The sequence below is a fragment of the Nocardia crassostreae genome (assembly GCF_001613405.1).
In the GTDB taxonomy this organism is placed as follows: Bacteria; Actinomycetota; Actinomycetes; order Mycobacteriales; family Mycobacteriaceae; genus Nocardia; species Nocardia crassostreae.
The window spans coordinates 295,970-322,785 of the sequence record NZ_BDCH01000012.1; the positions used below are offsets into that span (position 1 = coordinate 295,970).

General features: G+C 68.2%; 28 protein-coding genes and 2 pseudogenes. 13 read left to right on the forward strand and 17 right to left on the reverse strand.

Going from position 1 to position 26,816, the window contains the following annotated elements; all coding sequences use genetic code 11:
• The first annotated feature begins 6 nt into the window (after positions 1–6).
• Positions 7–879 carry a dihydropteroate synthase gene (gene folP / locus NC4_RS08180; RefSeq protein ID WP_067534555.1) on the forward strand — a complete coding sequence of 291 codons (873 nt, stop codon included), beginning with the start codon at positions 7–9 and terminating at the stop codon, positions 877–879.
• Positions 876–1,796 (forward strand): glucosyl-3-phosphoglycerate synthase, encoded by a 921-nt coding sequence (locus tag NC4_RS08185; RefSeq protein WP_067534558.1) that lies wholly within the window; start codon positions 876–878, stop codon positions 1,794–1,796. Before folP ends, NC4_RS08185 begins: the two co-directional genes overlap by 4 nt.
• Positions 1,797–1,799: 3 nt before the next feature.
• On the opposite strand, the gene NC4_RS08190 is transcribed toward NC4_RS08185, so the two are convergent.
• From NC4_RS08190 to sigE, 5 genes are all read right to left on the reverse strand, one after another.
• Complete coding sequence (locus NC4_RS08190; RefSeq protein WP_067534560.1) at positions 1,800–2,636, reverse strand: hypothetical protein; 837 nt, start codon at positions 2,634–2,636, stop codon at positions 1,800–1,802.
• A 59-nt stretch (positions 2,637–2,695) separates the two neighbouring features.
• Positions 2,696–3,097 carry a Sec-independent protein translocase protein TatB gene (tatB, locus tag NC4_RS08195; protein WP_067534563.1) on the reverse strand — a complete coding sequence of 134 codons (402 nt, stop codon included), beginning with the start codon at positions 3,095–3,097 and terminating at the stop codon, positions 2,696–2,698.
• Between the two features lie 71 nt (positions 3,098–3,168).
• A complete protein-coding gene (locus NC4_RS08200) occupies positions 3,169–4,752 on the reverse strand; it encodes a S1C family serine protease (RefSeq protein ID WP_084528676.1) in 1,584 nt (527 codons plus the stop codon).
• 10 nt (positions 4,753–4,762) lie between these two features.
• Positions 4,763–5,155, reverse strand: a complete 393-nt coding sequence (locus NC4_RS08205) for a hypothetical protein (protein WP_067534566.1) — start codon at positions 5,153–5,155, stop codon at positions 4,763–4,765.
• A 70-nt stretch (positions 5,156–5,225) separates the two neighbouring features.
• Complete coding sequence (gene sigE, locus NC4_RS08210; RefSeq protein ID WP_067534569.1) at positions 5,226–5,897, reverse strand: RNA polymerase sigma factor SigE; 672 nt, start codon at positions 5,895–5,897, stop codon at positions 5,226–5,228.
• A gap of 235 nt (positions 5,898–6,132) precedes the next feature.
• Between sigE and NC4_RS08215 the strand changes: the two genes are divergently transcribed.
• The 6 genes and pseudogenes from NC4_RS08215 to NC4_RS08240 all read left to right on the forward strand — a co-directional run bounded on the left by NC4_RS08215 (position 6,133) and on the right by NC4_RS08240 (position 11,197).
• On the forward strand, positions 6,133–6,780 hold the full coding sequence (locus NC4_RS08215) for an O-methyltransferase (RefSeq protein ID WP_067534573.1): 648 nt from the start codon (positions 6,133–6,135) through the stop codon (positions 6,778–6,780).
• Between the two features lie 97 nt (positions 6,781–6,877).
• A complete protein-coding gene (locus NC4_RS08220) occupies positions 6,878–7,522 on the forward strand; it encodes a TetR/AcrR family transcriptional regulator (RefSeq protein ID WP_067534576.1) in 645 nt (214 codons plus the stop codon).
• Positions 7,523–7,563: 41 nt separating this feature from the next.
• A pseudogene (locus NC4_RS08225) lies at positions 7,564–8,529 on the forward strand (ABC transporter ATP-binding protein).
• On the forward strand, positions 8,526–10,172 hold the full coding sequence (locus NC4_RS08230) for an ABC transporter permease (RefSeq protein WP_067534579.1): 1,647 nt from the start codon (positions 8,526–8,528) through the stop codon (positions 10,170–10,172). Before NC4_RS08225 ends, NC4_RS08230 begins: the two are co-directional and overlap by 4 nt.
• Before the next feature lie 303 nt (positions 10,173–10,475).
• Entirely contained in the window at positions 10,476–10,694 is a 219-nt protein-coding gene (locus tag NC4_RS08235) for a hypothetical protein (RefSeq protein WP_067534582.1), read from the forward strand.
• A 77-nt stretch (positions 10,695–10,771) separates the two neighbouring features.
• Positions 10,772–11,197 carry a hypothetical protein gene (locus NC4_RS08240; protein WP_067534585.1) on the forward strand — a complete coding sequence of 142 codons (426 nt, stop codon included), beginning with the start codon at positions 10,772–10,774 and terminating at the stop codon, positions 11,195–11,197.
• Positions 11,198–11,230: 33 nt separating this feature from the next.
• Here the strand turns inward: NC4_RS08240 and NC4_RS08245 are convergent, their stop codons facing one another.
• Complete coding sequence (locus NC4_RS08245) at positions 11,231–12,421, reverse strand: DUF7373 family lipoprotein (protein ID WP_067534588.1); 1,191 nt, start codon at positions 12,419–12,421, stop codon at positions 11,231–11,233.
• A 76-nt stretch (positions 12,422–12,497) separates the two neighbouring features.
• Positions 12,498–13,712 (reverse strand): glucose-1-phosphate adenylyltransferase, encoded by a 1,215-nt coding sequence (glgC, locus tag NC4_RS08250; RefSeq protein ID WP_067534591.1) that lies wholly within the window; start codon positions 13,710–13,712, stop codon positions 12,498–12,500.
• A gap of 117 nt (positions 13,713–13,829) precedes the next feature.
• Between glgC and glgA the strand changes: the two genes are divergently transcribed.
• Positions 13,830–14,999 (forward strand): glycogen synthase, encoded by a 1,170-nt coding sequence (glgA, locus tag NC4_RS08255; protein WP_067535953.1) that lies wholly within the window; start codon positions 13,830–13,832, stop codon positions 14,997–14,999.
• On the opposite strand, the gene NC4_RS08260 is transcribed toward glgA, so the two are convergent.
• Positions 14,996–15,502 (reverse strand): GNAT family N-acetyltransferase, encoded by a 507-nt coding sequence (locus NC4_RS08260; RefSeq protein ID WP_218020961.1) that lies wholly within the window; start codon positions 15,500–15,502, stop codon positions 14,996–14,998. The genes glgA and NC4_RS08260 overlap by 4 nt on opposite strands.
• Positions 15,503–15,571: 69 nt before the next feature.
• On the opposite strand from NC4_RS08260, the gene NC4_RS08265 reads away from it, so the two are divergent.
• Complete coding sequence (locus NC4_RS08265; RefSeq protein WP_067534594.1) at positions 15,572–16,468, forward strand: LysR family transcriptional regulator; 897 nt, start codon at positions 15,572–15,574, stop codon at positions 16,466–16,468.
• On the opposite strand, the gene NC4_RS08270 is transcribed toward NC4_RS08265, so the two are convergent.
• From NC4_RS08270 to NC4_RS08305, 9 genes and pseudogenes are all read right to left on the reverse strand, one after another.
• On the reverse strand, positions 16,450–17,466 hold the full coding sequence (locus NC4_RS08270) for a putative RNA methyltransferase (RefSeq protein WP_439957489.1): 1,017 nt from the start codon (positions 17,464–17,466) through the stop codon (positions 16,450–16,452). The two genes, NC4_RS08265 and NC4_RS08270, sit on opposite strands and share 19 nt — an antisense overlap.
• 21 nt (positions 17,467–17,487) lie before the next feature.
• Positions 17,488–17,655, reverse strand: coding sequence for a DUF3117 domain-containing protein (locus tag NC4_RS38765; protein WP_084528678.1), 168 nt, complete (start codon positions 17,653–17,655; stop codon positions 17,488–17,490).
• A gap of 165 nt (positions 17,656–17,820) precedes the next feature.
• Complete coding sequence (locus tag NC4_RS08275; RefSeq protein WP_067534597.1) at positions 17,821–18,396, reverse strand: DNA-3-methyladenine glycosylase I; 576 nt, start codon at positions 18,394–18,396, stop codon at positions 17,821–17,823.
• Between the two features lie 332 nt (positions 18,397–18,728).
• Positions 18,729–19,001 (reverse strand): annotated as a pseudogene (locus NC4_RS40015) (DivIVA domain-containing protein); the annotation flags it as partial.
• A 102-nt stretch (positions 19,002–19,103) separates the two neighbouring features.
• Entirely contained in the window at positions 19,104–20,240 is a 1,137-nt protein-coding gene (locus NC4_RS08285) for an Mrp/NBP35 family ATP-binding protein (RefSeq protein ID WP_067534600.1), read from the reverse strand.
• Between the two features lie 43 nt (positions 20,241–20,283).
• Entirely contained in the window at positions 20,284–21,144 is an 861-nt protein-coding gene (locus NC4_RS08290) for a lytic transglycosylase domain-containing protein (protein WP_067534603.1), read from the reverse strand.
• 168 nt (positions 21,145–21,312) lie between these two features.
• Positions 21,313–22,680, reverse strand: coding sequence for a lytic murein transglycosylase (locus NC4_RS08295; RefSeq protein WP_245721563.1), 1,368 nt, complete (start codon positions 22,678–22,680; stop codon positions 21,313–21,315).
• A gap of 157 nt (positions 22,681–22,837) precedes the next feature.
• Positions 22,838–23,425 carry a DUF1003 domain-containing protein gene (locus NC4_RS08300; protein ID WP_067534609.1) on the reverse strand — a complete coding sequence of 196 codons (588 nt, stop codon included), beginning with the start codon at positions 23,423–23,425 and terminating at the stop codon, positions 22,838–22,840.
• Complete coding sequence (locus NC4_RS08305) at positions 23,422–24,741, reverse strand: magnesium transporter MgtE N-terminal domain-containing protein (RefSeq protein ID WP_067534612.1); 1,320 nt, start codon at positions 24,739–24,741, stop codon at positions 23,422–23,424. The genes NC4_RS08300 and NC4_RS08305 overlap by 4 nt, the downstream gene beginning before the upstream one ends.
• Before the next feature lie 72 nt (positions 24,742–24,813).
• Here NC4_RS08305 and NC4_RS08310 point away from each other — a divergent pair, with 72 nt between their 5' ends.
• The 3 genes from NC4_RS08310 (at position 24,814) to NC4_RS08320 (ending at position 26,815) form a co-directional block, all read left to right on the forward strand.
• Positions 24,814–25,668, forward strand: coding sequence for an HpcH/HpaI aldolase/citrate lyase family protein (locus NC4_RS08310; protein WP_067534615.1), 855 nt, complete (start codon positions 24,814–24,816; stop codon positions 25,666–25,668).
• Positions 25,669–25,738: 70 nt separating this feature from the next.
• Entirely contained in the window at positions 25,739–26,236 is a 498-nt protein-coding gene (locus NC4_RS08315; RefSeq protein WP_067534618.1) for a YflT domain-containing protein, read from the forward strand.
• A 3-nt stretch (positions 26,237–26,239) separates the two neighbouring features.
• Positions 26,240–26,815, forward strand: coding sequence for a suppressor of fused domain protein (locus tag NC4_RS08320; RefSeq protein ID WP_157554387.1), 576 nt, complete (start codon positions 26,240–26,242; stop codon positions 26,813–26,815).
• Position 26,816 lies beyond the last annotated feature (1 nt).

The following is a 26,816-nucleotide window of genomic DNA, read 5'->3' on the forward strand; positions in this document are numbered from 1 at the left end:
GAGATCATGTGTGCGCCGTTGCCGACATTGTGCGGGAAGCCGGTGGCGACGGATCGGGCGCTGGTGATGGCGATCGTGAACCGGACGCCGGACTCGTTCTATGACAAAGGTGCAACCTTCAGTGACGAGGCCGCCATGGCCGCGGTCGACAGGGCCGTGGCCGAGGGCGCGGACCTGGTCGATATCGGCGGCGTGAAGGCCGGGCCGGGCAGTGATGTGGATGCCGCCGAGGAGGCGCGGCGGGTGGTGCCGTTCGTGGCGGCCATTCGGGAACGCCATCCCGAGCTACTCATCAGCATCGACACCTGGCGCGCCGGGGTGGCGCGGGCGGCCGTGGCCGAGGGTGCGGATCTGATCAATGACACCTGGGCGGGCGCGGACCCGGATCTGGTCGGGGTGGCGGCCGAATTGGGCGTCGGCATCGTGTGCAGCCATACCGGCGGGGCGGTGCCGCGCACCCGCCCGCATCGTGTGCGCTATGCCGATGTGGTCGCCGAGGTGACCGAGACCGTCGTCGCGGCGGCGGAGAACGCCGCGGCGGCCGGAGTGGCAAAAGATTCGATCCTGATCGATCCGACGCACGATTTTGGCAAAAACACCTATCACGGGCTCGAATTGTTGCGGGCGATAGACGTTCTTGTGAAAACCGGATGGCCCGTCTTGATGGCGCTGAGCAATAAGGATTTCATCGGAGAGACTCTTGGTGTCGAGCTGTCCGAGCGATTGGAGGGAACGTTGGCAGCGACTGCTTGGTCGGCCGCCGCCGGCGCCCGCGTTTTCCGAGTGCACGAGGTAGCCGCCACGCGTCGGGTGGTCGACATGATCGCCGCCATTCAGGGCTTGCGCCCTCCCGCACGAACATTGCGAGGTCTGGCATGACCGATTGGGTGAATTCCAATAGCTGGGACCGTCCGGACTGGACGGTTGAAGAACTCGTTTCCGCCAAGGGCGACCGCACAGTTTCCGTCGTCCTGCCCGCACTGAACGAAGAGGCCACCGTCGCGGCCGTGGTGGCGAGCATCCGCCCGCTGCTCGGCACCCTCGTCGACGAACTCGTGGTCCTGGACTCCGGCTCCACCGATGCCACCGCCGAGCGCGCGCACGCCGCCGGAGCGCGCGTGGTGACCCGCGAACAGGCCGTCCCCGAACTCGAGCCCGTACCGGGCAAGGGCGAGGTGCTGTGGCGGTCACTGGCCGTCACCAGCGGCGATCTGGTGGCCTTCGTGGATTCGGATCTCATCGATCCCGATCCTATGTTCGTCCCCAAACTGCTGGGCCCGCTGCTCACGGTGGACGGCATGCATCTGGTGAAGGCGTACTACCGCCGCCCGCTGCGCCAGGGCGCCACCATCGACGACAACGGCGGCGGCCGCGTCACCGAGTTGGTGGCCCGCCCGCTGCTCGCGGCGCTGCGCCCCGAACTCTCGAAGGTATTGCAGCCCTTGGGAGGCGAGTACGCGGGCACCCGCGAACTGCTCACCGCGGTGCCCTTCGCGCCCGGCTACGGCGTCGAGATCGGCCTGCTCCTGGACACCCACGACATGCTGGGCCTGTCCGCCATCGGCCAGGTGAATCTCGGTGTGCGCCAGCACCGCAACCGCCCGCTGTCCGAACTCGGCGTCATGAGCCGCCAGATCCTCGGCACCGTCCTGGGACGCGCCGGAGTCTCCGACTCCGGCGCCGCGCTGACCCAATTCCCGCTCGTCGGCGGCGAATTCACCGCCCAGGCCACTGAGGTCTCCCTCGCCGACCGCCCGCCCATGAACACCCTGCGCCCGGAATGGGCGGCCGCCTGACTCCTATCTGTCGTGCCGATAGATGGGAGTGAGGAGGTCTGCCTCGATGGGCTCACCGGTGGACCGGTCGTAGCGCACGCCCACCACGGCCGAGAACGGATGCGTGCTCGCGCGCTCGTGCAAGGTGGCCAGGCGGGTCGCCAGCAGCCGGATCGCGCCCAGTGAGGCCGGGGGATGCAGGCCGTCTATGACGAGCACCGAGCCCTTGCCGTCCGGGCGCGGCAGGCGCGCCAGATAGGCGATGTCGTAGGGTTCGGTGCCGCCCGGCCGGTACACCCGGCGCGCGGCCCGGTCCTCGATACCGCGGCGCACCCGTCCGGCCCGGGCCACGGTGCGGCGCAGCCGGGGATCGGCGGCCACCAGATAGCGCAGGCTGGGGGAGAGCTCCGGGCCGCCGAGGACGATGAGACCGTCGCGGTCCAGATCCAGTGGGCGTCCCGGCAGGAAGCGCTGCACGGTGGCGGTAAAGCCCAGTTCCCGTAGCAGTTCCACCAGGCGGTGCGGCGCCGCGGCGTCCGGTGCGCCCACCAGCGCGATGGAGCGCGTGGTGCTGCGCACGTCCGGGGTGAGGATGGTCAGCGGGCCGTGCCCGAAGAACAAGCCCTCCGGCACCGGCCCCTGGGTGCTCACCTGATGGATACGGGCCCGCGAAAGTCCTGCCGACGCACCGATTCTGGCAAATGTCCAGCCCTCGGCGTGCAGTTCGCGAATGACGGCGCGGCGGATGCGCGTGAGCTCGTTGATGGTCTGCTGCGCTGCCGCCACGCCTTCGGTGGCGGCTTTCAGGCGTTCGACCTTGTCCTCGATCGCGAATACCCGGGCCACCTCATCGGCCGACATGTCCGCAGTCTAGATACCTGAACAGCTTGGGGTGTCTAGTCCGCTTGACGAAATCCGCCTCAGGTGGCGTCCGGATCGACCGGTGGACGTTCGTTGCGCTCCAGGGGTTTCTGCTGGTGCGGCATGCCATATTCCCCGAAACCGCTGTTCCCGGCGGTAATAGGCTTGTCGAAATTACCAGTCAGAAGTGAATCGTCGCCGTCCAGAAGATGTTTGGTCAGCATGGATTTTGGATTCATACTGCGCAGTTCGTTCAGCTGTTCCAGCGGCTTGCGGATCTCGTCGAATTCCGGACCCAGCTCCTGCTTCAACTGCGACGTGGCGCCCGTCGCATAGTCGCGCACCTGCTTGAGCGACTGCGTGGTCCAGCGCACGGCGCCGGGCAGTCGCTCCGGACCGAGAATGACGAGGGCGGCGACAAGAAGAATCAGCATCTCGCCCCAGCTGATATTGCTGAACACGGAACCAGGCTACCTGTGCCCGGTTCCGGTGGTTTGCCCGCCGGGCGTGCGCTCGGCCACTCTCGGCGGACCTACTCCTCGTCGGACTGCAGTGTTACCGGAACGTCCACCTCGCGGCCGTCGCGGATCAGCTGGACGTTCACCGTCTGGCCGATCTCGTGCGCCTGTACGGCCACGGTCAGCTCCTCCGGGCCGGAGACATCGCGATCACCGACCTTCACGATCACATCGCCCTCCACGATGCCCGCCCGGGCCGCCGCGGAATCGGGCTGCACATCGGCCACGGCCGCACCGCTCATCACATCATTGGCGACGATCTTGGTCTTGGCGCTCACGCCCAGCTTCGGATGCAGCACCTTGCCGTCGCGAATGAGCGCCTGCGAAATCTTCTTCACGTGATCCACCGGAATGGCGAAGCCCAGGCCCACCGAACCGCCGCTCTCGGTCTTGATGGCGGTATTGATGCCCACGAGGCGGCCTTCCATATCCACCAGCGCGCCACCGGAGTTGCCGTGGTTGATGGCGGCATCGGTCTGCACGGCGTCGAGCACCGCATTGGTGTCGGTGCCCTCGCCGCCCACCTTCACCGGCCGGTGCAGCGCCGACACGATGCCGGAGGTGACGGTCTTCTCCAGACCCAGCGGCGAGCCGATGGCCAGCACGTCATCGCCGACCTGCACGTCCTGGGAATTGCCGAGCTGGATGACCGACAGGTTCTTCACATCCACCTTGAGCACGGCCAGATCGGATTTGGTGTCGCGGCCGACGATATGGGTCGGGACCCGGGTGTCGTCGGAGAACACCACCTGCAATTGCGCCTTACCGCTCTTGTCATTGGCGGCCAGCGAGATCACGTGGTTGTTGGTGACGATGTAGCCCGCGCCGTCGATCACCACGCCCGAACCCGAGGAACCGGTATCGCCGACCCAGGCCCGCACGGTCACCATGGCGGGCATGACCGCGTCGACCACCTTGGTGATCTGGCCGTGCGGCTGATCCGGTCCGTCGGCGGTCTGCAACTCCACCTTGCGGGAGGTGAGCGCCGAGGTGGATTCACCGGTGAACGTGCCGACCAGTCCGCCCACCAGGCCGATGGCCAGGGCAATGGCGGTCAGCGCGGCGAGCGCCTTGGGCGAGACCTTGCCGCCGAACAGGACCTCGCGCGCGGTCAGCAGTCGACCCGGGACGAGCGGCGCGGGCTGTCGCACCGCCAGGGCGGGCGCGCCCAGCCGGGCCGCGGAATCGGGATCGCGCCACGGATCGGCGGGCGCGGACGGCGCGGCCTGATCCTGCTGGGCGTCGGGATCGCGCTGCAGGATTTCGGTGGAACCGGCGGGCCGGGCAAAGGCTTCGGCCAGTACGGCATCCGGGGGCCGGTTCTGCAATTCGGGCCCGTCCTGCGGCGCACTCGCCGCCGCGCCCGCGGTGCGCGCCGCGAAGGAGCCGTTCAGCCCGTTCGGGCGGCGGAAGGCGCGCGCGGTGTGCGTATCCACATGCGGCCGATAGACCGGCCGCGGCCCCAGCACCGGTGCGTCCGACGGCCGCAGGTTCCCCCGATCGGCCGCCGAATCGGAGTCCTGCGCAGATCGCGGCAGGTTGTTTTCCGCGGGCCCCTCACCCGGAACCGGGCCCGTGTTCTTCGATTCGGTGGTCACGCGTTGAACTCTACTTGCGCCACCACGAGGTCCACCGCCTGCTGTCGAACGAATCTTGGCGCAGCCCGAAGGAACTCGCGCCGCGCGTGGGCAGGCCGTCGCGTTCGGCGGGCAGCGAATGACCGGCGCCGGGCAACTCCGACAGCGGAATCCGGCTCAGAGTGTCGTGCAGGCGCAGCGGTGCGGTGATCTGATCCTTGGACTGCCGCAGCGCGACCCGGGCCTGCTGCTGGGCTTCGACCTCCGCCGCGCATTCCAGGCAGGAGGAGAGATGATCGGCGGCGCGCAGATACGCGTTCATCCGCAATTCGCCGTCGACGTACGCGGCGATGGCCTCGCTGGCCAGATGCTCGGTCGGGGCGAAACGAGGTGGACGACGCGGCGTTCTGTCCTCGCCACTCATACGGTGCACACCCTTCCGGACGATTCGAGCTGCATCGGGTGGACCGATGCGCGGGCTCACGCCCGCGCCCTCACCCGACCTTTTCGGCGGCGGCAGAACGCCGCTCCACCCCATTATGCTCGAGGTGCTCGCGCAGTGCCTGACGTCCTCGATGGATGCGGCTGCGCACGGTGCCCAGCTTCACGCCGAGGGTGGCGCCGATCTCCTCGTAGGACAGGCCCTCGATATCACAGAGCACCACGGCGGCGCGGAATTCCGGCGCCAGCGAATCCAGGGCGGCCTGCAGCTCGGGATCGAGATTGGCGTCGTGGTACGCCTGCTCCGGATTCGGGCCCTCCGATGGCACCCGGTCGTAGTCCTCCGGCAGCGCTTCCATGCGAATGCGGTTGCGGCGGCGCACCATATCCAGGAACAGGTTCGTGGTGATGCGGTGCAGCCAGCCCTCGAAGGTGCCGGGCTGATAGTTCGACAGCGACCGGAACACCCGAATGAAGGTTTCCTGGGTCAGATCCTCGGCGTCCTGCGGATCGCCGGTCAGACGGTAGGCCAGCCGGTACACGCGGTCGGCATGCTCACGGACCAGTTCGTCCCAGGTGGGCATGACCGCACGGTCACCGGTGGCATCGAAAGCCGCGGTCCTGGTCAGGGGACCTGCGTCGAGATCGCTGTCCGGCGTTGTCGCACCGTCGAGCGAAAAGTCCTGCGTGGGCAGGATGGCGGGTTCACGCGCCGCGTCGACCATGTGGATGGGGTTACCTCCTACTCGGGACCGTGTCCCGGTTTCCTGGTACAACCGACCCGGTGGGTCGTGTTGTTCCCGGTAACCGGACCGCCGGTCGCTGGCCTGGCGTAGCGCTTACTCTTCCCGGTCCTGATGTGGCCGCCGTATGTGGAGGCTGAGCGACACCTGAGAAAAATCGCCACACCGGCCGGTCGCCGCCGCCCCTTCCCGGCATATCGCCATTAGCCTCTAATCCGTGAGTCAATCCCCCGCGGCATCGAATCTGCAGCGCAACCTCGCCTATGTGGAGGAATCCGTCGCCGAGGACGAGATCCTCGTGGCCGCGCGTGAGCGTGCGCTCGAACTCGGCGCCGCGCCCGTCCCGCCCGCGGTCGGAACCTTGCTGAGCATGTACTCACAGCTGCTGGGTGCGCGGGCGGTGGTGGAGGTGGGCACCGGGGCCGGGGTGAGCGGGCTGTGGCTGCTGGACGGTATGCGTGAGGACGGCACCCTGACCACCATCGACTCCGAACCCGAGCATCAGCGGGCGGCGCGGGAGGCGTTCCGGTCCGCGGAGATCGCACCGGCGCGGACCCGGCTCATCAACGGCCGCGCGCTGGATGTGTTGCCGCGCTTGGCCGATGGGGCCTACGACCTGGTCTTCATCGATGCCGCGCCGCTGGAGCATCCGCAGTATGTGGCACAGGCCGTGCGGTTGCTACGTGAGGGCGGGGCGATTCTGCTGCACAATGCGCTGCTCGGCGGGCGGGTGCCCGATCCGGCGCAACGGGATCCGCAGACCCAGGCGGTGCGGGCGGCCACGCGGGCCATTGCGGAGGATCCGCAACTGACCAGCGTGCTGATTCCGGTCGGCGACGGGCTGCTCTGCGCCTCGCGCGGCTGAGGTTTTTATCCCGCCTGTCCTGGGTGTTCGCACATTTACGGAACATTTACGCCCGGACTCTTGCCAGTCGATTGAACGAGTGTTTAATGTATTGAACATGCGTTCAGCCGACGATATGACGACCCGGGCGCGCATCCGCGAAACGGCCATCACCGTATTCGGGGAGCAGGGCTTCGGGGTGGGCGTTCGCGCCATCGCCGCCGCGGCGGGAGTCTCGCCCGGGCTCGTCATCCACCACTTCGGATCGAAGGACGGGCTGCGCGAGGCTTGTGATGACCACGTCCGGGAGGTGGTGCGGACCGCGAAAATGCAGGCGATGGAGAAGAATTCGTCGACCAGTTCGATCATGCAGCAGCTGGCCGAGATCGAGGAATTCGCGCCGTACATCGCCTATCTGGTGCGCAGCTTTCAGCACGGCGGCAGCCTCATGCTGAGTTTCTTCGAGCATATGGTCGAAGATGCCGAGGCCTACCTGAGCGCCGGGATCGCCGCCGGAACCGTGCGCAGACCCAAGGACATTCAGGCCACGGTGCGCTACCTGGCCACCCAGAACGGCGGCGGGATGATGCTGTTCCTGCAGCTCAACCAGGCCAGGCACGACGGCCCGGTGGATTTCCGGAAAGCATTGCGCGAGTACGCCGATCAAATGATGTACCCGGCGCTCGAGCTTTTCACGCACGGTCTGTGGACCGATACGTCCCTGCTCGACGCCCTCGAACAGCAACAGCAACAGCGGCAATAACGCGCTGTTTCCACAAATATCGTATCCCACAAGGAGATTCGATGAACGTTCCTGCCAATGCCGCGATCACCGTCCGTGATCTGCACAAGAATTTCGGGCAGGTGCGAGCTCTGGACGGCCTGAATCTACAGGTCGCCTAGGGCGAGGTGCACGGATTCCTGGGCCCCAACGGGGCCGGGAAATCCACCACCATCCGCATCCTGCTCGGCATACTCGCCCGCACCTCCGGTGAAGCCGAGGTGCTGGGCCGGGATCCGTGGACCGATGCGGTCGCGCTACACCACGATATCGCTTATGTCCCAGGTGATGTCACGCTGTGGCCGTCACTGTCGGGCGGTGAGACCATCGATCTGCTCGGCCGCATGCGCGGCGGTATCGACCAGCAGCGCCGGGCCGAGCTGATCGAGCGCTTCGAACTCGATCCGAAGAAGAAGGCCCGCACCTATTCCAAGGGCAATCGGCAGAAAGTCGCTCTGGTATCGGCGTTCTCGTCTAATGCCACGCTGCTCATGCTGGACGAGCCGACCTCCGGCCTGGATCCGCTCATGGAGCAGGTGTTCAACGAATGCGTGGCGGAGGCGGCGGCGCGCGGCTGCACCGTACTGCTGTCGAGCCACATTCTCTCGGAGGTGGAGAAGCTGTGCGAGCGGGTGACCATCATCCGCGCCGGGAAGACCGTGGAAACCGGCACCCTGAAGCAGCTGCGGCATTTGAGCCGCACCTCCATCACCGCCGAATTGAGCGGGGACCCTGGTGATCTGACCCGTATTCCCGGTGTGGCGGATATCAGCATCGAAGACCACACGCTGCACTGCCAGGTGGACAGCGAGCACCTCGGCGAGCTCATCCGGGTGCTCGGCGATGCCGGGGTGCGCAGCCTCGTCAGCCAGCCGCCGACATTGGAAGAGCTGTTCCTGCGCCACTACTCGCTCAACGGCGACGACGAGGCGCGGTCCGGCGGCGCGCCGGAGCGGGCGGCCGCCGCATCGCAGAAGGTCGCGAAATGACCACCATCGCCGCACCCCGTCCCGTCGAATCATCCTTGCGCTCATCCGATTTCACTGGCACCGGGCAGCTCCTGCGGCTGTACCTGCGGCGGGACCGGATCGTCATGCCGCTCTGGGTGCTGCTGCTGTCGCTGCCGGTGGGCAGCGTGTACATCGGCAGTATCGAATCGGTGTATCCCAACGAGGCCGACCGGGCGAGCTTCGCGGACTCGATTCTGGCCAGCCCCGCCCAGCTCGCCATGTACGGCCCGCTCTACAACACCAGTATCGGCGCGACCGGTATCTGGAAGGCGGGCATGTTCTACACGCTCATCGCCGTGGCCACCATCCTCACCGTCATCCGGCACACCCGGGCCGAGGAGGAAACCGGGCGCGGGGAATTGGTGGCCGCCACCCGAATCGGGCGGTACGCCGGGCTCACCGCGGCGCTGGTCATGGGCCTCGGCGGCGCGCTGGCCACCGGACTGCTCGCCACCCTGAGTCTGTTGGGGACCGATGTGCCGAAGTCCGGATCGCTGGCCTTCGGGCTGGCGCTGGCCGGATCCGGCGCGGTCTTCGCCGCCGTGGCGGCGGTCGCCGCACAGGTGTCGCCGAGCGCCCGCACGGCGCGCGGCATTGCCTTCGCGGTGCTGGCCGCCGCCTACACGCTGCGCGCCATCGGCGATGCCAAGTCCGGCGCCGGACCGACCAGTGTGCTCACCTGGCTGTCGCCGCAGGGCTGGTCGTTGCAGGTGCGGCCGTATGCCGGAGATCATTTCGCGGTCCTGCTGCTGCACCTGATCGCGACGCTCGTACTGGTCGGCATCGCCTACACGCTGCTGGCCAATCGGGACGTGGGCGCCGGACTCATCGCCGAGCGGCCCGGTGCGCCCGCCGCCGGTCCCGGATTGGCCGGGCCGTTCGGGCTGGCGTGGCGATTGCAGCGCGGCACGCTGGCGGCGTGGATCGTCGGGCTCGGGCTCTACGGCCTGGTGTTCGGTAGCGTCATTCACGGCATCAGCGATGAACTCGGCAAAAGCGACACCATCCGGGACGTGATCACGCGCTTGGGCGGTTCGGAGTCGCTGGAGAATTCGATGATCACCTACGGCTTCACCATGCTGGGCGTGGCCGCCACCGCCTGTGCCATTTCGGCGGCGCTGCGCCTGCACGGTGAGGAGTCCACCCAGCACGCCGAATCGGTGCTCACCGTCGCGGTGTCCCGAATCCGCTGGGCCGCATCGCATCTGGTGTTCGCACTGCTGGGTCCGGTGCTGGCGCTGACGGTGGCCGCGACCATCGGCGGGCTGGTGTACGGCCGGGCCGCCGGTGATGTGAGCGGCAAACTCGGTGACGTGCTGGGCGCGGCCCTGGTGCAGGTGCCCGCCGTCTGGTTCTTCGTGGGCGTGACGGTGCTGCTGTTCGGTCTCCTGCCGCGCTGGACGCCGGTCGCGTGGGGCGTGTACGTGGGCGCTATCGCGGTCTTCCTGCTCGGCGCGATTTCCGGAGCACCGCAATGGTTCCGCGATCTCGATCCGTTCGAGCACGCCCCGAAGCTGCCGGGCGCGGAGTTCACCGCCACGCCGCTGGTCATCCTGCTGCTCGTCGATGCGGCGCTGATCATGGTGGGTCTCATCGGCTTCCGCCGCCGCGACCTGCGCTAGTCCGCCTCCCCGCAAATTCGGCGGGCAGCTGGGAGCTGTCGGAGTCGGGCACCCGTGGCGGCGGTCGGGTGCCCCATCAACTTTGGACGTACCCGGTGGGTTACCCGGACCTTGCGAGATCAGTTGTCGCGTTCCGGCCGCTCCCCTGATATAGGGGAGCGGTCCTGGGTCGGATGATGACCAAGGGGCGCAATTGGTTTCGATTCGGCAGGGCTGGCAGCGCAGAGGCAGAGGCGAGGGCTGGATTCGAACGGGGGAGGGGTGGTAGACGAATAGAGAGGAACGATTCGGAGGAGGTGGGGGATGCATTACGCGGGTCTGGTACTGGGCGCGCATCTGCCGGCGGGATGGCTGTGGCCGGCGTTGATCTTGATGGGCCTCATAATCTTCGGGGCGCTCTTGGTCCTGCTGTTGGTCAGCGGCGCCCGGTTCGACGATATGTCGCACGTGGTGCCCGCCACGCCCGGTCCGTGCGCGCCGTTCTGCTACAACGAGGGCGCGCCCGCGGCCGGATATCGCTGAACGGCCGTTCGCGGCGGGAGGTTTCCGCGCCGGAGGGACGGATACTCCAAGGGAACAGTTCGACGATCGAGGTCTTCATGAGTCAGCGGGTTCCCGCGGTGGTGGGTCTGTACTTCCGCGAGTCCGGGCGGTGGCGCCGGATCGCCGAATTCCGGCTGGCCGCAGCCGGTCACGTCACCTTCCGCGCGGTGGATCCGGTGGAGGGCTTGGTCGCGCGCGTCTGGTATCACCAGGGCGTCGACATACTCGGCACGGAACGGACGGTGCTGCCCGAGGACGGCATCGAGTTCCTGCGAGCCCTGTTGCAGCCGTTCGGTTTCCGTGATTACCGCTTCCGCGACGACAGCGCGCCCGGCGGCGCCGGACGGCGATTCGTGCACGGAGCGGGCGGACATGCGGGAAATGGGCTGGCGCGCAACGGTCATGACCGGGCACAGCACGACGGCGGCGATGGCAGGCCGACCGCCTGGCGCTATCTGGAAGGGGATACCGTCCACTTCTGATACCGCCACTTCCGCACCGCCCCAGCCGATTTCCTACAGGCTGTTGGCCAGTAGCGCGTACTGCGCCGCGGCCATGGTGCCGACCTCCGGTTCGCTCTTGGCATTCACCACGCCCACATAGCGTTTGTAGATCACATAGCAGCGGTAGTCGTTCCCGGACCGGCGCTTCACGCACTTGGTATCGGGCACATTGTCGGGAACGGCGCCATTGTCGGCGGTTTCGCTCAGGCTCGCGATGAGCCCGGCCACCAGCTCCGCGCTCGCCGCGGCGTCCCGGGTGCGGAACAGGAAGTTGTCGTCCACGCTCGCCATGGCGTCCATGCCGGTGTCCTGCACCAGCCGGGCCCGCAGACTCTGATCCCCGGCGGGATGAATGAGCTGATTCGCGCCGAACACTGCGAACACATCCGGATCGGGCGTGTGCTTGTCGCGATCGTCGGTCAGCACCCGGGCCAGCAGACGGCCGGGATCCACCGGCAGCTCGTCCAGCTTGTCGGCGGGCGTGGCCGCGAAGGCGTCCACGGCGGCCACCTCGGCATCCAGGGTCTTCTTCACCCAGGCCAGCAGGTCGGATTCCTCGGCCTTGGGGCGCATGAGGAACAGCGAGATGACGAATTCCTTGCGCGCCATGGACACTCCGATATTGGCGACGCCCGGCCGCCAGTGCACGAACGCGTCCGGATACTCCGGCAGCGTCAGCTTGCGGTTCTGCTCCAGGGCCACATTGAAGTCGGCGTCCGCGATCTCGCGCGCGGCCAGCTTGGCATTGTCCGTGGACGAGAAGCGCAGCAGCCGGATGGTGACCGCCGTGCCGGTGGGATCCACGGTGTCGTCGGCCCGATCCGGCTTGTCCGAGCCGCTGGCGGCGAAACCGGCCAGGAACTCCCGGTTCTCCAGAACGGGCCGGGCCGAGGAGGACAGATTGCTGACGCCGATCACATCCTGCACGTTCTTCAGCACGATGCCGCCGCGGCCGTGGCTCAGGCTCTGATCGACCCGCACCGTCGGCACCACGGCCTCGGCCATGCGCATGCCCTCCAGCAGCGAGCCGTTGTCGCCCGCGGGCTGATCGTAGGTGTAGCGGCCGACCGGATAGCTGCCCGCATCCAGTGTGCGGACATCGATTTCACCGGCGACCGGGGTGCCCTGCGCACCGCAACCGGCCAGCACGGCGGTCAGGGCGAGACAGGTCGCGGTGGTCAACAGGCGTACCGCGCGGTTCATGGCATTCCCTCCCGCGCTGCTCAGCAGCGGCGCTCCCTCCCGATTTTCGCCAGCGGGACGGGGGACTTTCCACCGTTCAGACCCAGATGCCCTTGCCGACGGTGACCACGCCGCCATTGCTCACCGCGAAGCGGTCGCGATCGCGGTCCAGATCGACGCCGATGATCTCGCCCTCGGTGACCACCACGTTCTTGTCCAGAATGGCGTGCCGCACCACCGCCCCGCGGCCGATGCGCACCCCCGGCATGAGCACGCTGCCCTCGACCGTGGCGCCATCGTCCACCAGCACATTCGAGAACAGCACCGAATTGCGCACCGTCGCCGTCGGCAGAATGCTGCCCGCCCCGACAATGGATTCCTGCGCCAGCCCGCCGCGGCCGAACTTGGCGGGCGGGAGATTCTCCGCCGCACCGCGAATGGGCCAGTGCTTGTTGTAGAGGTCGAAGACCGGGTCCACCGACACCAGATCCATATGCGCCTCGTAGAAGGCGTCCAGGGTGCCGACATCGCGCCAGTAGCCGCGGCTGCGGTCGGTGCTGCCGGGCACGTCGTTGGCCCCGAAGTCGTAGACCGCGGCCTTGCCCTCGCGCACCAGGCTCGGAATGATGTCGCCGCCCATATCGTGGTCGGAGTCGTTGTCCTCGGCATCGGCGCGAATGGCGTCCACCAGCACCTTGGTGGTGAACACGTAATTGCCCATGAACGCGAAGGTGACGTTGGGGTCGTCGGGGGTGCCCGGCGGATGCACCGGCTTCTCCAGAAAGCTGACGATGCGGCCGGATTCATCGGAATCGATACAGCCGAAGGCGCTGGCCCCGCTGCGCGGCACCCAAATGCCCGCCACCGTCACGCCCGCGCCGGAATCGATGTGCGCGGTCACCATCTGCTCCGGATCCATGCGGTACACGTGGTCCGCGCCGAAGACCACGATGTACTCCGGGTCCTCGTCGTAGATCAGGTTCAGCGACTGCATGATGGCGTCCGCGCTGCCGGTGTACCAGCGCGGGCCCAGCCGCTGCTGGGCCGGGACGGGGGTGATGTACTCGCCGCCGAATCCGGACAGCCGCCAGGTCTGCGAGATATGGCGGTCCAGGTAGTGCGACTTGTACTGGGTCAGCACGCAGATCTTCAGATACCCGGCATTGACCAGGTTCGACAGCACGAAATCGATGAGCCGGTACGCGCCGCCGAACGGTACCGCGGGCTTGGCGCGATCCTTCGTGAGCGGAAAGAGTCGCTTGCCCTCGCCGCCGGCGAGCACGATCCCGAGTACGTGCGGCTGGCTCCTCACAATGCCAAACTACCGGGTGAGTTCGAACACCGAATGGCGACCGTGTTCCGTGTTGATCGCAGGTTATCCCGCGTCTACCTTGGACCGGTGAGTTACGGCGCGGAGGGCGCCCGCGAACTGCGGGTCGCGATGATGACCCGCGAGTACCCGCCCGAGGTGTACGGCGGGGCGGGAGTGCATGTCACCGAACTGGTTCCGCGCCTGCGGAGGCTGTGCGACGTGACCGTGCACTGCATGGGCGTGCAGCGCGGCGATGCCGTGGTGCACCAGCCCGATCCCATGCTCTACGCCGCCAACTCCGCGCTACAGATGATGTCCGCGCAGCTCCGCATGGCCGATGCCGCGGGCGGCGCCGATGTGGTGCACTCGCACACCTGGTACACCGGGCTGGCCGGGCACCTGGCCGCCACGCTGTACGGGATTCCGCATGTGCTGACCGCGCATTCGCTGGAACCGCGGCGGCCGTGGAAGGCCGAGCAGCTGGGCGGCGGCTACCGGCTCTCGTCGTGGTCGGAGCACAATGCCATGACCTACGCCTACGCCGTCATCGCGGTGAGCGCGGCCATGCGGGCCGATCTGCTCGCCGCCTACCCGGATATCGATCCCGCGAAAGTGCATGTGGTGCACAACGGAATCGACGCCGAGGTGTGGCATCCGGGCGGGCCCGCCGCGGGCAGCCGCGACATTCTCGGTGAGCTCGGGGTGCGGATGGACCGGCCCGTGGCCGCCTTCGTCGGGCGCATCACCCGGCAGAAGGGGGTCGCGCATCTGCTGGCCGCCGCACGGCATCTGGACCCGGACATCCAGTTGGTGCTGTGCGCCGGAGCCGCCGACACCCCGGCCATGGAGGCCGAGGTCGCGGCGGCGGTGCGGGAGCTGTCCGCCATACGCGACGGCGTCTTCTGGATCAAGCAGATGCTGCCCACCGAGCTGGTGCGCCAGATCCTCGCGGCCGCCACCGTTTTCGTGTGTCCCTCGGTGTACGAACCGCTCGGCATCGTGAATCTGGAGGCCATGGCCTGCGGGACCGCCGTGGTGGCCTCGAATGTGGGCGGGATTCCGGAGGTGATCGCCGACGGCGAGACCGGGCGCCTGGTGCACTACAACGACGCCACGCCCGCCGACTACGAGCGGGCCCTGGCGCACGCGGTGAATCTGGTGGCGGCCGATCCGGTCTCGGCCGCGGCCACGGGCGTCGCCGGACGGGCCCGGGCCATCGGCGAATTCGATTGGAACCGGATCGCCGCGCACACCGCGCGCATCTACGACCAGGCCCGCAAGACCTAGGCGCCGAGCCGGTACCTCATGAAGACGTTCGCCCGGTCGTACGGCGTGGGCGGCAGTTCCGAGGGCGGCACATGCACGAAACCCTCGGATTCGTACAGGTGCACGGCATTGGCGAGCACGCTGTTGCTGGCCAGGATGATCTCGGTGGCCCCCTGCGCGCGGGCCCAGTCGAGCGCCGCCCGCAGCACGATGCGGCCGATGCCGCGGCCGCGCTGTTCCGGGGACACCGACATCTTGGACAGCTCGTAGACGCCGTGGCCCTCGGCCACCATGGCGCCGCAGCCGACGATCTCCGCGCCGTCGCGGGCGATGAAGACCTGGCCGCCGTCGGCCACGATGCGGTCGGGATGGTCGAGGGTGGCGAGGTCGGCGGCCTCGACGCTGAAGAACTTCTCGATCCACTCCAGATTGAGGTCGCGGAAGGCGCGGGCATCGGCCGCGCCGGACATGGGCTCGACCACGATCGAGCCGATTTCGGGGGTGCGGGCATCGGTCTGAGTCACCGCATCAGCATGGCGTGCCAGCAATCATAACGTCCAATACTTGATAGCTCAGATCGATATGATCAGCTTATGGATGGGGTTGAGCTGCGGCACCTGCGCTACTTCCTGGCCGTCGCCGAGGAACTGCACTTCGGGCGGGCCGCCGCCCGGCTGCACATTGCCCAGCCCGCCCTCACCCAGCAGATCCAGCGCCTGGAAACCCTGCTGGGGACGAAACTGTTCGACCGCACCTCGCGCACGGTGGCGCTCACCCCGGCCGGGGCGGTGCTGCGGGACCGGGCCATCGCCCTGCTCGGCCACGCCGAGCGCGATCTCGCGGAGATCATGCGGATCGGCCAGGGCAGTCAGGGCACGCTCTACCTCGGCTTCGTGCCCTCGGTGCTCCCGCTGGACCCACTGCGCGGCGTGCGCGAATTCCGCGAACTCTTCCCGCTGGTGGAAGTCGAACTGGTGGAAGGGTTCACGAGCCACCTCATGGAGCGGCTGTCCACCGGCGCACTGGATCTCGCCATCGTGCGCGATCCCGACGACCGCCCCGGCACCACCACCGTGCCCCTGATCACCGAGCCCTATGTCGCGGTCCTGCCCGCCGACCACCCGCTCGCCGAGCGTGCGGCCATCACCGGCGCCGAACTGGCCGACCACCCCTGGGTCTTCTTCCCCCGCGCCGCCGGATCCCGCGCCCACGACCGCAATCTGGCCCCCGTCCGCGCCTCCGGCCGCCATCCCCGCATAGTCCAGGAAGCCACCAACTGGACCATCATCCTCTACCTGGTGGCCGCCGGTTTCGGCGTCACCGTCGCCCCGCGCAGCGCCACCTTCACCGCCCCCGCCTCGGCCCGCATCATCCCCCTCGCCGAAACCGACGCCACCACAACGATCTACATCGCGCATCGCACCGGCGAGCCCCGCCCCCTGGTCCACAACCTGCTGGATCTGCTCCCCAATCAGCCCCGCACCCGATAGACCGTGACCCGCACCGACGCCGTCACCGCCATCGGATCCGGCAGCGCCGCAATGCGATCCGCCCGCTCCGCCGCCGCATGATGCGCCGAAGGCCCCATCCCCGCGACGTGCGCGACATCCGCGCGCGTGAGCGACATGGCGTACTCGACATCCTGCCGCTCGAGCAGTTCGAAGCGCTCACCCAGCGAGTCCGCCAGCCGATCGTCCTTGGCCGCATCGACACTCACCATCCCGAGCGGTTCGATGAGCTCCGTCAGATGCCGCGACGTCGGCGTGACGACGATGAACCGGCCTTCCGGCCGCAGCACCCGCGCCACCTCGTCGGCATTCCGCGGCGCGAAGACGCACAGCACCGCATCCAGCACACCGTCCCGCACCGGCAGTCCGCGCCACGCATCGGCCAGCACCGACCCGATGCGCGAATGCGCTCGCGCCGCCCGCTTCGCAGCCGGTTTCGAGACATCGAGCGCAATGCCCCGCCCGTCCGGCAGCTCGTCCAGCGCCGCCCCCAGGTAATACCCGGTTCCCGCGCCTATCTCGAGCACTGCCGCTCCGGCAGTCGGTCGACGTGGTGCGGCGCCGGACAGCAGGATCGATTTGAGCCGCGCCGCCGAGGGGGCGACCGCGGTCGCGCCCGGCCGCGTCATCGCGTCGCGGTGTGAGCGCGCCGACGGCAGTTCGGCCGCGACGGCGTGGGCGAGGGCGGCTGCGATCGGGGCGAAGTGGCCCGCGGATTGGAAGGCGGCGCGGGCGTCGAGCATGGCCGGGGTGTCGCCGGTCATTTTGGTGGCGGCGCCGGTGAGGAGGCTGACGTAGCCCTGGCGGGCGAGGTCGAAAGTGTGGCCGCGGGGGCAGCGCAGGGTTCGGTCGGTGACCGAAATGTCGCTTCCGCATTCCGGGCAGGACAGTAGATCGGCGCAAGCGATTAGGCGCTCGGCCGGGGGTGATTCGGTTTTACCCATGGTGCCGGTGAGCCGGTCCAGGTCGGTGGGGCTCACCGGCACAGGCAAGTCTGGCTATTAGCTGGTGACTTTGATGAGTTCGTCACCGAGCGCTGCGGCTTCGTCCGGCGTGAGCTCGACGACCAGTCGCCCGCCACCCTCGAGTGGAACCCGCATGACGATTCCACGCCCTTCCTTGGTTGCCTCGAGGGGACCGTCCCCGGTGCGGGGCTTCATGGCCGCCATCCTCTGCTCCCTCCAGATCTGCGCGGTCTGCTGCGCACTTTCATGGAACTCCAGTTGTCACCAACCAGGCAGCCCGCCGGTATGTGGCGGGCCGCACCAAGCCCATTCTTCCCTATCGCGGATCGGGGCGGGTACCTGAGTTCCAAAAACCGACCGTCGGGGCGTCTAGCGAGTACGCACATTCACCCAGCAATCGGCGATGTGATCGTCTACCATTCCGGTCGCCTGCATGAGCGCATAGGCGGTCGTGGGTCCCGCGAACTTGAATCCGAGCCGCTTCAGTTCTTTTGCGAGAGCTGTTGATTCGGGCGTGACGGCGGGCACATCCGCGAGTGCGCGCGGGCGCGGTTTGGCGGCCGGTGCGAAGCCCCACAGCAGCTCGTCCAGGCTTTTTCCGAGGTCCCGGGCAACCCGCGCATTATGGATGCTCGCCTCGATTTTGGCTCGATTGCGAACAATGCCCGCATCCGCCATGAGGCGCTCCACATCCTTGTCCCCGAACCCCGCGACCCGCTCGATCTCGAACCCCGCGAAGGCGGCGCGGAAGGCGGGCCGCTTCCGCAAAATCGTGATCCACGCCAGCCCCGACTGGAACGCTTCGAGACACACCCGTTCGAAGAGCGCGTCATCACCGTGCAGCGGCCGACCCCACTCCTGATCGTGGTAATCCCGATAAAGCTGCGAGCCGTCCGACCATCCGCACCGCACGAGCCCGTCGGCGCCGAATTCCACCTCGCTCATCGCGCGCCGGGCGCCCCGGCGCCGGGTTCGCGGGAGTCCTCGCCCTTGGTCTCCGCGCTCTCGGAGGTGGTGGCCGGACCGCCTTGCCCGAACCAGGGGTCGCCCGCCGGGACCGCCGCCTCGGCCGGGCCCGCGCTCGGCACGCCCGGCAGCACCTGCGGGACCGGTTGCGGGTCGCCGACGCCGGGTGCTGGAGATTCGCTGGCGGGGATCCGGCGCGGCGCGGGCGCGTCCACGGGTTCCTGCGCCACGGGGGCGGCGGCCGCCGTGCCCGGCGCGCCGTTCGGCGAGGGCTGCTTGCTCAGCGCCACCGCGGATCGATCGCCGCGGGCGGCGGCCAGTTGGTGCTCGAGTTCGTCGATGCGGGCGGCCAGGCGGGTCAGCGCCCAGTCCACCTCGCCCGCCTTGTAGCCGCGCAGCACCTGCTGGAAGCGCAGCGCGCGCACATCACTGCCGCTGATGCCCGCCGCGGGGAGAACGGTGACCGTGGTCCCCTCCGGTAGCGGGCCGAGCTCCTCCGACCGTCCGAAGATCGCGCTGGCGACCAGGAACAGCAGCGCGGCGACGAGGCCGACGATCAGCACGTACAGCAGCAGCGTGAGCATGTTCCCGAGCTTATGTGGGGACCCGCCGCCGGATACACCTCGGCCCGGCGGAATTCGGCCGTCGCGTTCTCGCCTCTCCCAAACGAACCGGAGGGGTATCGGTTAGAGGTGCCGCGTCGTGTCGATGCTCAGCGACATGCCCGCCAGGCCGCGGCGGCGCACGGCGATCTTGTCGGCAATGCTCAACAGGGCCTTGCCGGAGGGGCTCTCCGGGGCGCGCAGCACGATCGGCTCGCCCTCGTCGCCCGCCTCGCACAGCGCCTGCTCGATCGGGATCTGGCCCAGCAGCGGCACATTCGCGCCGACGGCGCGAGTCAGGTTGTCGGCCACGGTCTGGCCGCCGCCGGAGCCGTAGAGGTCCATGCGGGTGCCGTCCGGCAGATCCAGCCAGGACATGTTCTCGATCACGCCCGCGATGCGCTGGCGCGTCTGCAGGGCGATGGAACCGGCCCGCTCGGCCACCTCGGCGGCCGCGAGCTGCGGGGTGGTGACGACCAGGATCTCGGCATTGGGAATGAGCTGGGCGAGGGAGATGGCCACATCGCCGGTGCCCGGCGGCAGATCCAGCAGCAGGATGTCCAGATCGCCCCAGAACACATCGGCCAGGAACTGCTGCAGCGCGCGGTGCAGCATCGGGCCGCGCCACACCACGGGCGTATTGCCCTGGGTGAACATGGAGATGGAGATGACCTTCACATCGTGCGCCTGCGGCGGCATGATCATCCGCTCCACCTGGGTGGGGCGCTGATCGGTGCCCAGCATGCGGGGCACGGAATGGCCGTAGATATCGGCGTCCAGCACACCGACCGAGAGCCCGCGCGCGGCCAGGGCGGCCGCGAGATTCACGGTGACACTGGACTTTCCGACGCCGCCCTTACCGGAGGCGACGGCGTACACGCGGGTCAGCGAGCCCGGCTGGGCGAACGGGATGACCGGTTCGGCCGCATCGCCGCGCAGCTTCTTGCGCAGTTCGGTGCGCTGCTCGTCGTTCATGACGTCCAGGCCGACGGTGATGCCGCCGACCCCGGCCACATCGGCGACGGCCTTGGTGACCCGCTCGGAGAGGGTGGTCTTCATGGGGCAGGCCGCCGTCGTCAGGTAGATCACGACGTGGACACTGCTGTCGGCGCCGATCTCGACGCTTTTCACCATGCCCAGTTCGGTGATCGGCTTCCGGATCTCCGGGTCGTCCACCTTCGCGAGCGCGCCCCGCACATCCGATTCCGTTACCACTGGCATACCCCGAGTCTAGGAGCGCCGACGCGGACCGGCGCGACCGGACCTAGATGCGCGGGAGCTGGGCGGCCACCGGGCCGATACCGGTCGTGTACGCGGCTTCCCAGGCCATCACATTGGCGACGTAGGCCATGGAGTTGTTGTAGCGCAGGATGGCCCGGGTCTGCTGGCCCGCATCACGCATGTCGAGGCCGCCGGAGCACAGGTACTTGCCCGCGGTGAGGGCGGCGTCGAAGAGGTTCTGCGGATCGGCTATGCCGTCGCCATTGTCGTCGGCGGCGAAGCGGGTCCAGGTCTCCGGCAGGAACTGCATGGGGCCCACCGCGCGGTCGTAGCCGTCCAGGCCGTCCAGCGCGCCATTGTCGGAATCGTGAATCACGTTGTTACCGGCCAGACTTCCGTCGAGCACCGGTCCGTAGACCGGGTCGATGGTGTTGCCCGCCTCGTCGGCCTTGCCGCCGAAGGCGTGAATGGATTCGACGCGGCCGATACCGGTCAGCATGGACCACGGCATATTGCAGACCGGATTGTCCGCCGCCAGAATGCGTTCCGCGTTCTGGTAGGCGTTCACGGCGACGCCGGGCACGCCCAGCGGACCGGCCGGGAGCGCCGCCGGGACGCGGCCGTCGGGCTGCGCCACGGTCTTCACGATCGGTGGCGGCGGGGGAGCGAGCTGCTTGGCTTCGCGGAGCAGTTTGTCCTCGGCGGCCGGGGCCGCCTCGGCTAGCGGTACGTGATCGTCGGGATCAACCGAAAGTCGTTGTTCGATACCGACATTCAGTTTCTCGGCGAGCGACCCGTCGGCTGCTCCGGTAACGGTGGCGAGTCCTGCGGGCATGAGCCCTGTCAAGGCGATGACCGATCCGCGACGAACTTTGGGGACCGGCGGTTTACGGTGACGACCCACTGTGTGGTGACCCTCCATTGCCATCGGTTGTGAAACCGGGGTGGTGCAACGGAAGACCACGCTACATCATTCGAGACCTGTTCGTTACTGCTTCGTGACCAATTCTCAGGTTTGGCAAAGAAAACGGTTCGGGGGCGGTGCCCCCGAACCGCGCGATCTACCTGAATGTTACGGAACGGGCGCCGGTGCCGGGGCCGGAAGCGGAATAGTGATTCCGAACGGCAGCGTGATGCCCGGCGCCGGGGTGGTCTCGGGGACCGCCGATTCGGCGGGCGCCAGTGGCTCGGGTTCCTCGGTCACGGCCGGGACCTCGGGGACCGCTTCCGGCTGCTCGGCGGGTTGCGGCTGCTGTTCCTGCTGGGCGGGCTGCTGCTGTGGCTGCGGCTGGGTGCAGAGCACCTGCTGGAGCACCTCCGGCTGGCCCGGCTGCTGGCCCGCCTCCGGTGCGGCCTCCTCGTTCGGGTCGCGCGCCGGATCGACCGGATTGGGCTTGGGTGCCGAATCCTGGGCCTGCTCACAGGCATTCAGCTCCGGAGTCGGCGCCGGGCAGAACACGCCGCAGGGGATCGCGGGCAGGCCCGGGATGGTGATCATCACCTGGGTCTGGGTTTCCGGGGCGACGGTGGTCGTCGGCACATCGGTGGTCGTGGTGGGAATCTCGGTGGCGGCCACGGTCATATCCGGTCCCGCCTGCGGCAGCGATCCGGGCGCGATGAGCGCGTCCGAGATATCCACTGCCGCGGGCGCGCCGCCGGTCTTGTAGGCCTGCGCCCAGCTCAGCACCTGGGCCGCGTAGGACATCGAATTGTTGTAGCGCAGTACGGCTTTGAGCTGCTGCTGGGAATCGCGCAGATCCAGGCCGCCGGAGCACAGGTACTTGCCCGCGGCCAGTGCGGAGTCGAAGACATTGTGCGGATCGGCCACGCCGTCGCCATTGCCGTCCGCGGCATACAGCGACCAGGTGCCGGGCAGGAACTGCATGGGCCCGATGGCGCGCACCCAACCGCCGCCCGCGGCCGGGATGACCTCGTTGCCGGGCAGCGTGCCGTCCAGCGCCGGACCGTAGATGGGCGAGACCGTGGTGCCCGCGGCATCGGTGCGGCCACTGCTGGCATGGAAGGACTCGATGCGCCCGATACCGGCCAGCAGGCTCCAGGACAGCCCGCAGCCGGGCATGGAGGATTCCAGCGCCAGTTCGGCATTGCGGTAGGCCGCCAGCACGATCTCCGGAATGCCGAGCGCGCCGGTGCCGCCGGGCAGGGCGATGTTCTGCAGCGATACCGAGCCGAGCAGCGGCGAGCCGTCGGTGGGCGGGGTGAGTGCGCTGAGTTTGCGGGGCGCCTCCGGAGCCGCCGGAACCAGGCCGACGGTCAGATCCGAGGCGGGTTCCACAACGCTCTCACCGGCGCCGTCGGTGGCCTGGGCGGCCAGCAGCGCTTCCGGCGCGGCCTGCGGTGCGGCCGGGGGATGCACCGTGGTGTTGGTGGCCGAACCGGCGGTGACCAGGCCCGCGATCAAGAGCGCCGACGCTGTCACCGGTGCAGATATTCTCTTCGCCACCACACAAATCCCCTCAGTCGTGCGGCCTGACCCTTGAAACCGACACCTCACTACCCTGGTGTCTGGGTCGGTCGCTCGGAACAACGTGATCCAGGTTACCCATCAGTCAGGTTTTTGTGTACAACTTGTGCGGCTACTCGGAATCTTTCTGGGGTGAAACCGCAACCTCTGGCCTCTTTCGGTCGGTACTCTTCTTTGCCTTCCTCGGCTTGACCACTTCACCGTCGGAGGCCAGTTTCTCCAGCCTGATCAGGGTTTCCTTGACATCTTCCAGCTCGCGGCGCAGATAGTCACGTGTTGCCACCTCACCCACGGCGAGTCGCAGCGCGGCGAGTTCGCGCGCCAGGAATTCCGTGTCCGCTTTTGTCTGGGCTGCCCGGGCCCGATCCTCCTCCAGAGCCACCCGGTCCCGGTTGTCCTGACGGTTCTGCGCCAGCAGGATGAGCGGCGCGGCATAGGCGGCCTGGGTGGAGAAGGCCAGGTTCAGCAGGATGAACGGATACGGGTCCCAGCGCAGCCGGATCGCGAAGACATTGAGCAGGATCCAGGCGATGACGATGATGGTCTGGATGGCCAGATAGCGCCCGGTGCCCAGGAAGCGGGCCACCCGCTCGCTACTGCGCGCCAGCGCCTCGGCATCCCAGTCGAACCCGCGGAAGCGGCTCTCGACCGGCGTCTCCATCCGCTGCCGGGCGCTGATCTTCTCACTGCGTTCGCTCATCCGCGACCTCCCGTGCCCTCGATCAGCGGCAAGCCTTGTGCATCGTGATTGTCCTCGTCCTGCTCGCGCCAGTCCTCGGGCAGCAGGTGGTCGAGGAGGTCGTCGACGGTGACCGCGCCGAGCAGATGGTTCTCGTCGTCGACCACCGGGCCGCACACCAGGTTGTAGGTGGCGAAATAGCGGGTGACCGCGCTGAGCGGAGCCTCCGGCCGCAGCCGCACCAGATCGGCGTCCACGATGCCGCCGACCAGGTTGGCGGGCGGTTCGCGCAGCAGCTGCTGGAAGTGCACGCAACCCAGATAGCGGCCGGTCGGGGTGGCGGTCGGCGGGCGGGCTACGAAGACCATACTGGCCAGCGCCGGGGTTAGCTCCGGATCACGCACGCGGGCAAGGGCTTCCGCGACCGTGGTGGCGGGGGTGAGCACCACCGGCTTGGAGGTCATCAGACCGCCCGCGGTGTAGGGGGCATGTTCGAGCAGGCGGCGCACCGGTTCGGAATCCTCCGGATCCATCAGCGCCAGCAGCGATTCCGCCTCGCCCTCAGGCAGCTCGCCCAGCAGGTCGGCGGCATCGTCGGGATCCATGGCCTCGAGCAGATCGGCGGCGCGCTCGGTGCCGAGGGCTTCCAGCAGCTCCACCTGATCGCTCTCGGGCAGCTCCTGCACCACATCGGCGAGCCGTTCGTCGTCCATGGCCCCGGACACCTCGACGCGGCGCTTGTTCGGCAGATCGCGCAGGATGTGCGCCACATCGGCGGCGCGCATGCCCTCGAACTGGGCGAGCAGCTGGGTGACGTCCTGACCGGGCATGTTCAGCTCGGTCTGGGTGAGGCCGCGCACGAACGACCAGTCCACCACGTGCACCGCCCCGCGCCGCCCGAAGCCGAGGCGGCGGCGTTCGCGCACCGCCATCCGGGAGATCACCCAGTCGCGGGTGCGGGACTGCTCGATGCCGAGATCGACCACCACCACCTCGCCATGGGCGAGTTTCGGCAGCGCTGGATCGTCCACCCGCACGGTGGAGTCCAGCACCTGCGCGATGGCCAGCATCTCACCGGGCCGCTGCTCGAAACGCCGCACGCTGATGGTGCCCGTGGTGAGCGTGACCGAACCCGGTTCCACCGAGGTCACCCGCAGCATGGGCACGAAAATCCGCTTGCGGGTGGGCAGTTCGACCAGGATGCCGAGAACGCGCGGCTGCTGGCGGTCGTAGCGGACGGAGATCACGAGGTCGCGAATGCGGCCGATAGACTCCCCGTCCGGTCCCAGCACCACCAAGCCCGCGAGCCGGGCGGCGAAAACTTTCGTCGCTGCCATAAGGGTCAAGGCTAGTGGGTCTGGACTGCCCGAAATGTCGCGCCACGAGCGCGGACAGCGAAGGAGTGACCCATGACATCCCGCCGTTCGGTGCTGGCCGTACCCGGCAGCAATCCGCGCATGATCGAGAAGGCCAAGGGGCTCGCCGCCAAGGCCGCCGCCCGCGCCAATATCGTGACCGCGCTCAATGCCGGGGGCTGGAACGGCCAGATCCGGGTGGTGCGGGTCAACGACTGGAGCACCGAGCACACCTACGCCGATGTCATCACCGTGGTGGAGGGCGCGGGCTCGGAACTCGACGCCATCCTGCTGCCCAAGGTCACCGATGCCGGGCAGGTGCGGGCCCTCGACCTGCTGCTGACCCAGCTGGAGAAGGCCAACGGCCTGCCGGTCGGGCGCATCGGCATCGAACCGCAGATCGAGAACGCGCTCGGACTGCGCAATATCGACGCCATCGCCACCGCGAGCCCGCGCGTGCAGACCCTGGTGTTCGGCCCGGCCGACTTCATGGCCTCGATCACCATGCGCACCCTCGTGGTGGGCGAACAGCCCGAGGGCTACGAGCCCGGCGACGCCTACCACCGCATCTACATGACGATCCTGCTGGCGGCCCGCGCGCACGGCCTGCAGGCCATCGACGGCCCGTACCTGGCGGTTCGCGATCTCGACGGGTTCCGCCGCAATGCCGCGCGCACCGCGGCCCTGGGTTTCGACGGCAAGTGGGTGCTGCACCCGGATCAGATCACCGCCTGCAACGAGATCTTCAGCCCCCGCCAGGCCGACTACGACCGGGCGGAGGAGATCCTGGACGCGTACGCTTTCCATACGTCGACGGCGGGCGGCGCCCGGGGCGCGGTCATGCTGGGCGATGAGATGATCGACGAGGCCAGTGCGAAAATGGCGCAGGTCATCGCTGATAAAGGATGAGCGGCAGGAATGACGCGAAACACGCAGTTCGTACCGCCGTCGGACGATCCGAACTAGGCATGATGGAGTCATGACGAATCCCATGGGGAACACCGGCCGCAATCGCGGGCCCGGTCTGCCGACGCCGCCCTCGGGCTGGCCGGTCGGCTCGTACCCGACCTATGCGGAGGCGCAACGGGCGGTCGACTACCTGGCCGACAATCAATTCCCGGTGGAGAACGTGACCATCGTCGGCGTCGACCTCATGCAGGTCGAGCGCGTGCTGTACCGGCTGACCTGGGGCAAGGTCATTGGCGGCGGTATGGTTTCGGGCGCCTGGCTGGGCCTGTTCATCGGCCTGCTGCTGAGCCTGTTCAGCACCAGCGGCAATCAGTACTGGCCGCTGCTGGTCGGCCTGGTCGGCGGCATCATCTTCGGCGTCATCTCCACCGCCATCCCGTACGCCGCCACCCGCGGGCAGCGCGATTTCGCCTCCACCATGCAGTTGGTGGCCGGTCGCTACGACGTGCTGTGCGATCCCAAGGCCGCGGAGCAGGCACGCGACATGCTGGCGAGGCTGGCCATCTAGTTCATGGATGTGATGGAGCAGGTCCGGGCGCGCACGCTCGGGCATTTCGGTGTGGAGTCCGCGGATGCGGCATCGGTGACGTTCCTGGGGTTGGAGCCCATCGATATCCTGCGCGTTCCGGACGGTGAGTTCGTGCACTACGTGACCGTGGGCGGTTCCCGGCACCCCATGACGGATCCGGCTGCGGCGCTTGCCGATCCGGTGCGCGGGCCGCGTGCGGAGTTGGAGTTGACGCTGCGCGGCGGTGTCGGCGCGGGCTCGGGACTGACCCGGGCGCTGGGCGTGCTGGTGGCGGCGCCCGCCGTGGAAGGCGTTGTGCTGCAACCCGATGCGTTGCTGGATCTGGGAGAACCGCTGTGGGCCGACGCCTCGTTCACCGCGGTGCTGCTGGGCGAGAGCGATATCCCGGAGGTCGTGCTGCCGGAACCCGCTGAGCCCGTGCGCTTTCTGAGCGTCACGCCGATCACCGCGACCGAGGCCGCCTGGGTTCGGATCCGCGGTGCGGCCGCGCTCCGGGATGCCTGGAACGAAGCGGGGATCGATGTCCGGGATCCGGACCGCTCGGCGGCGAGTCTGTAAG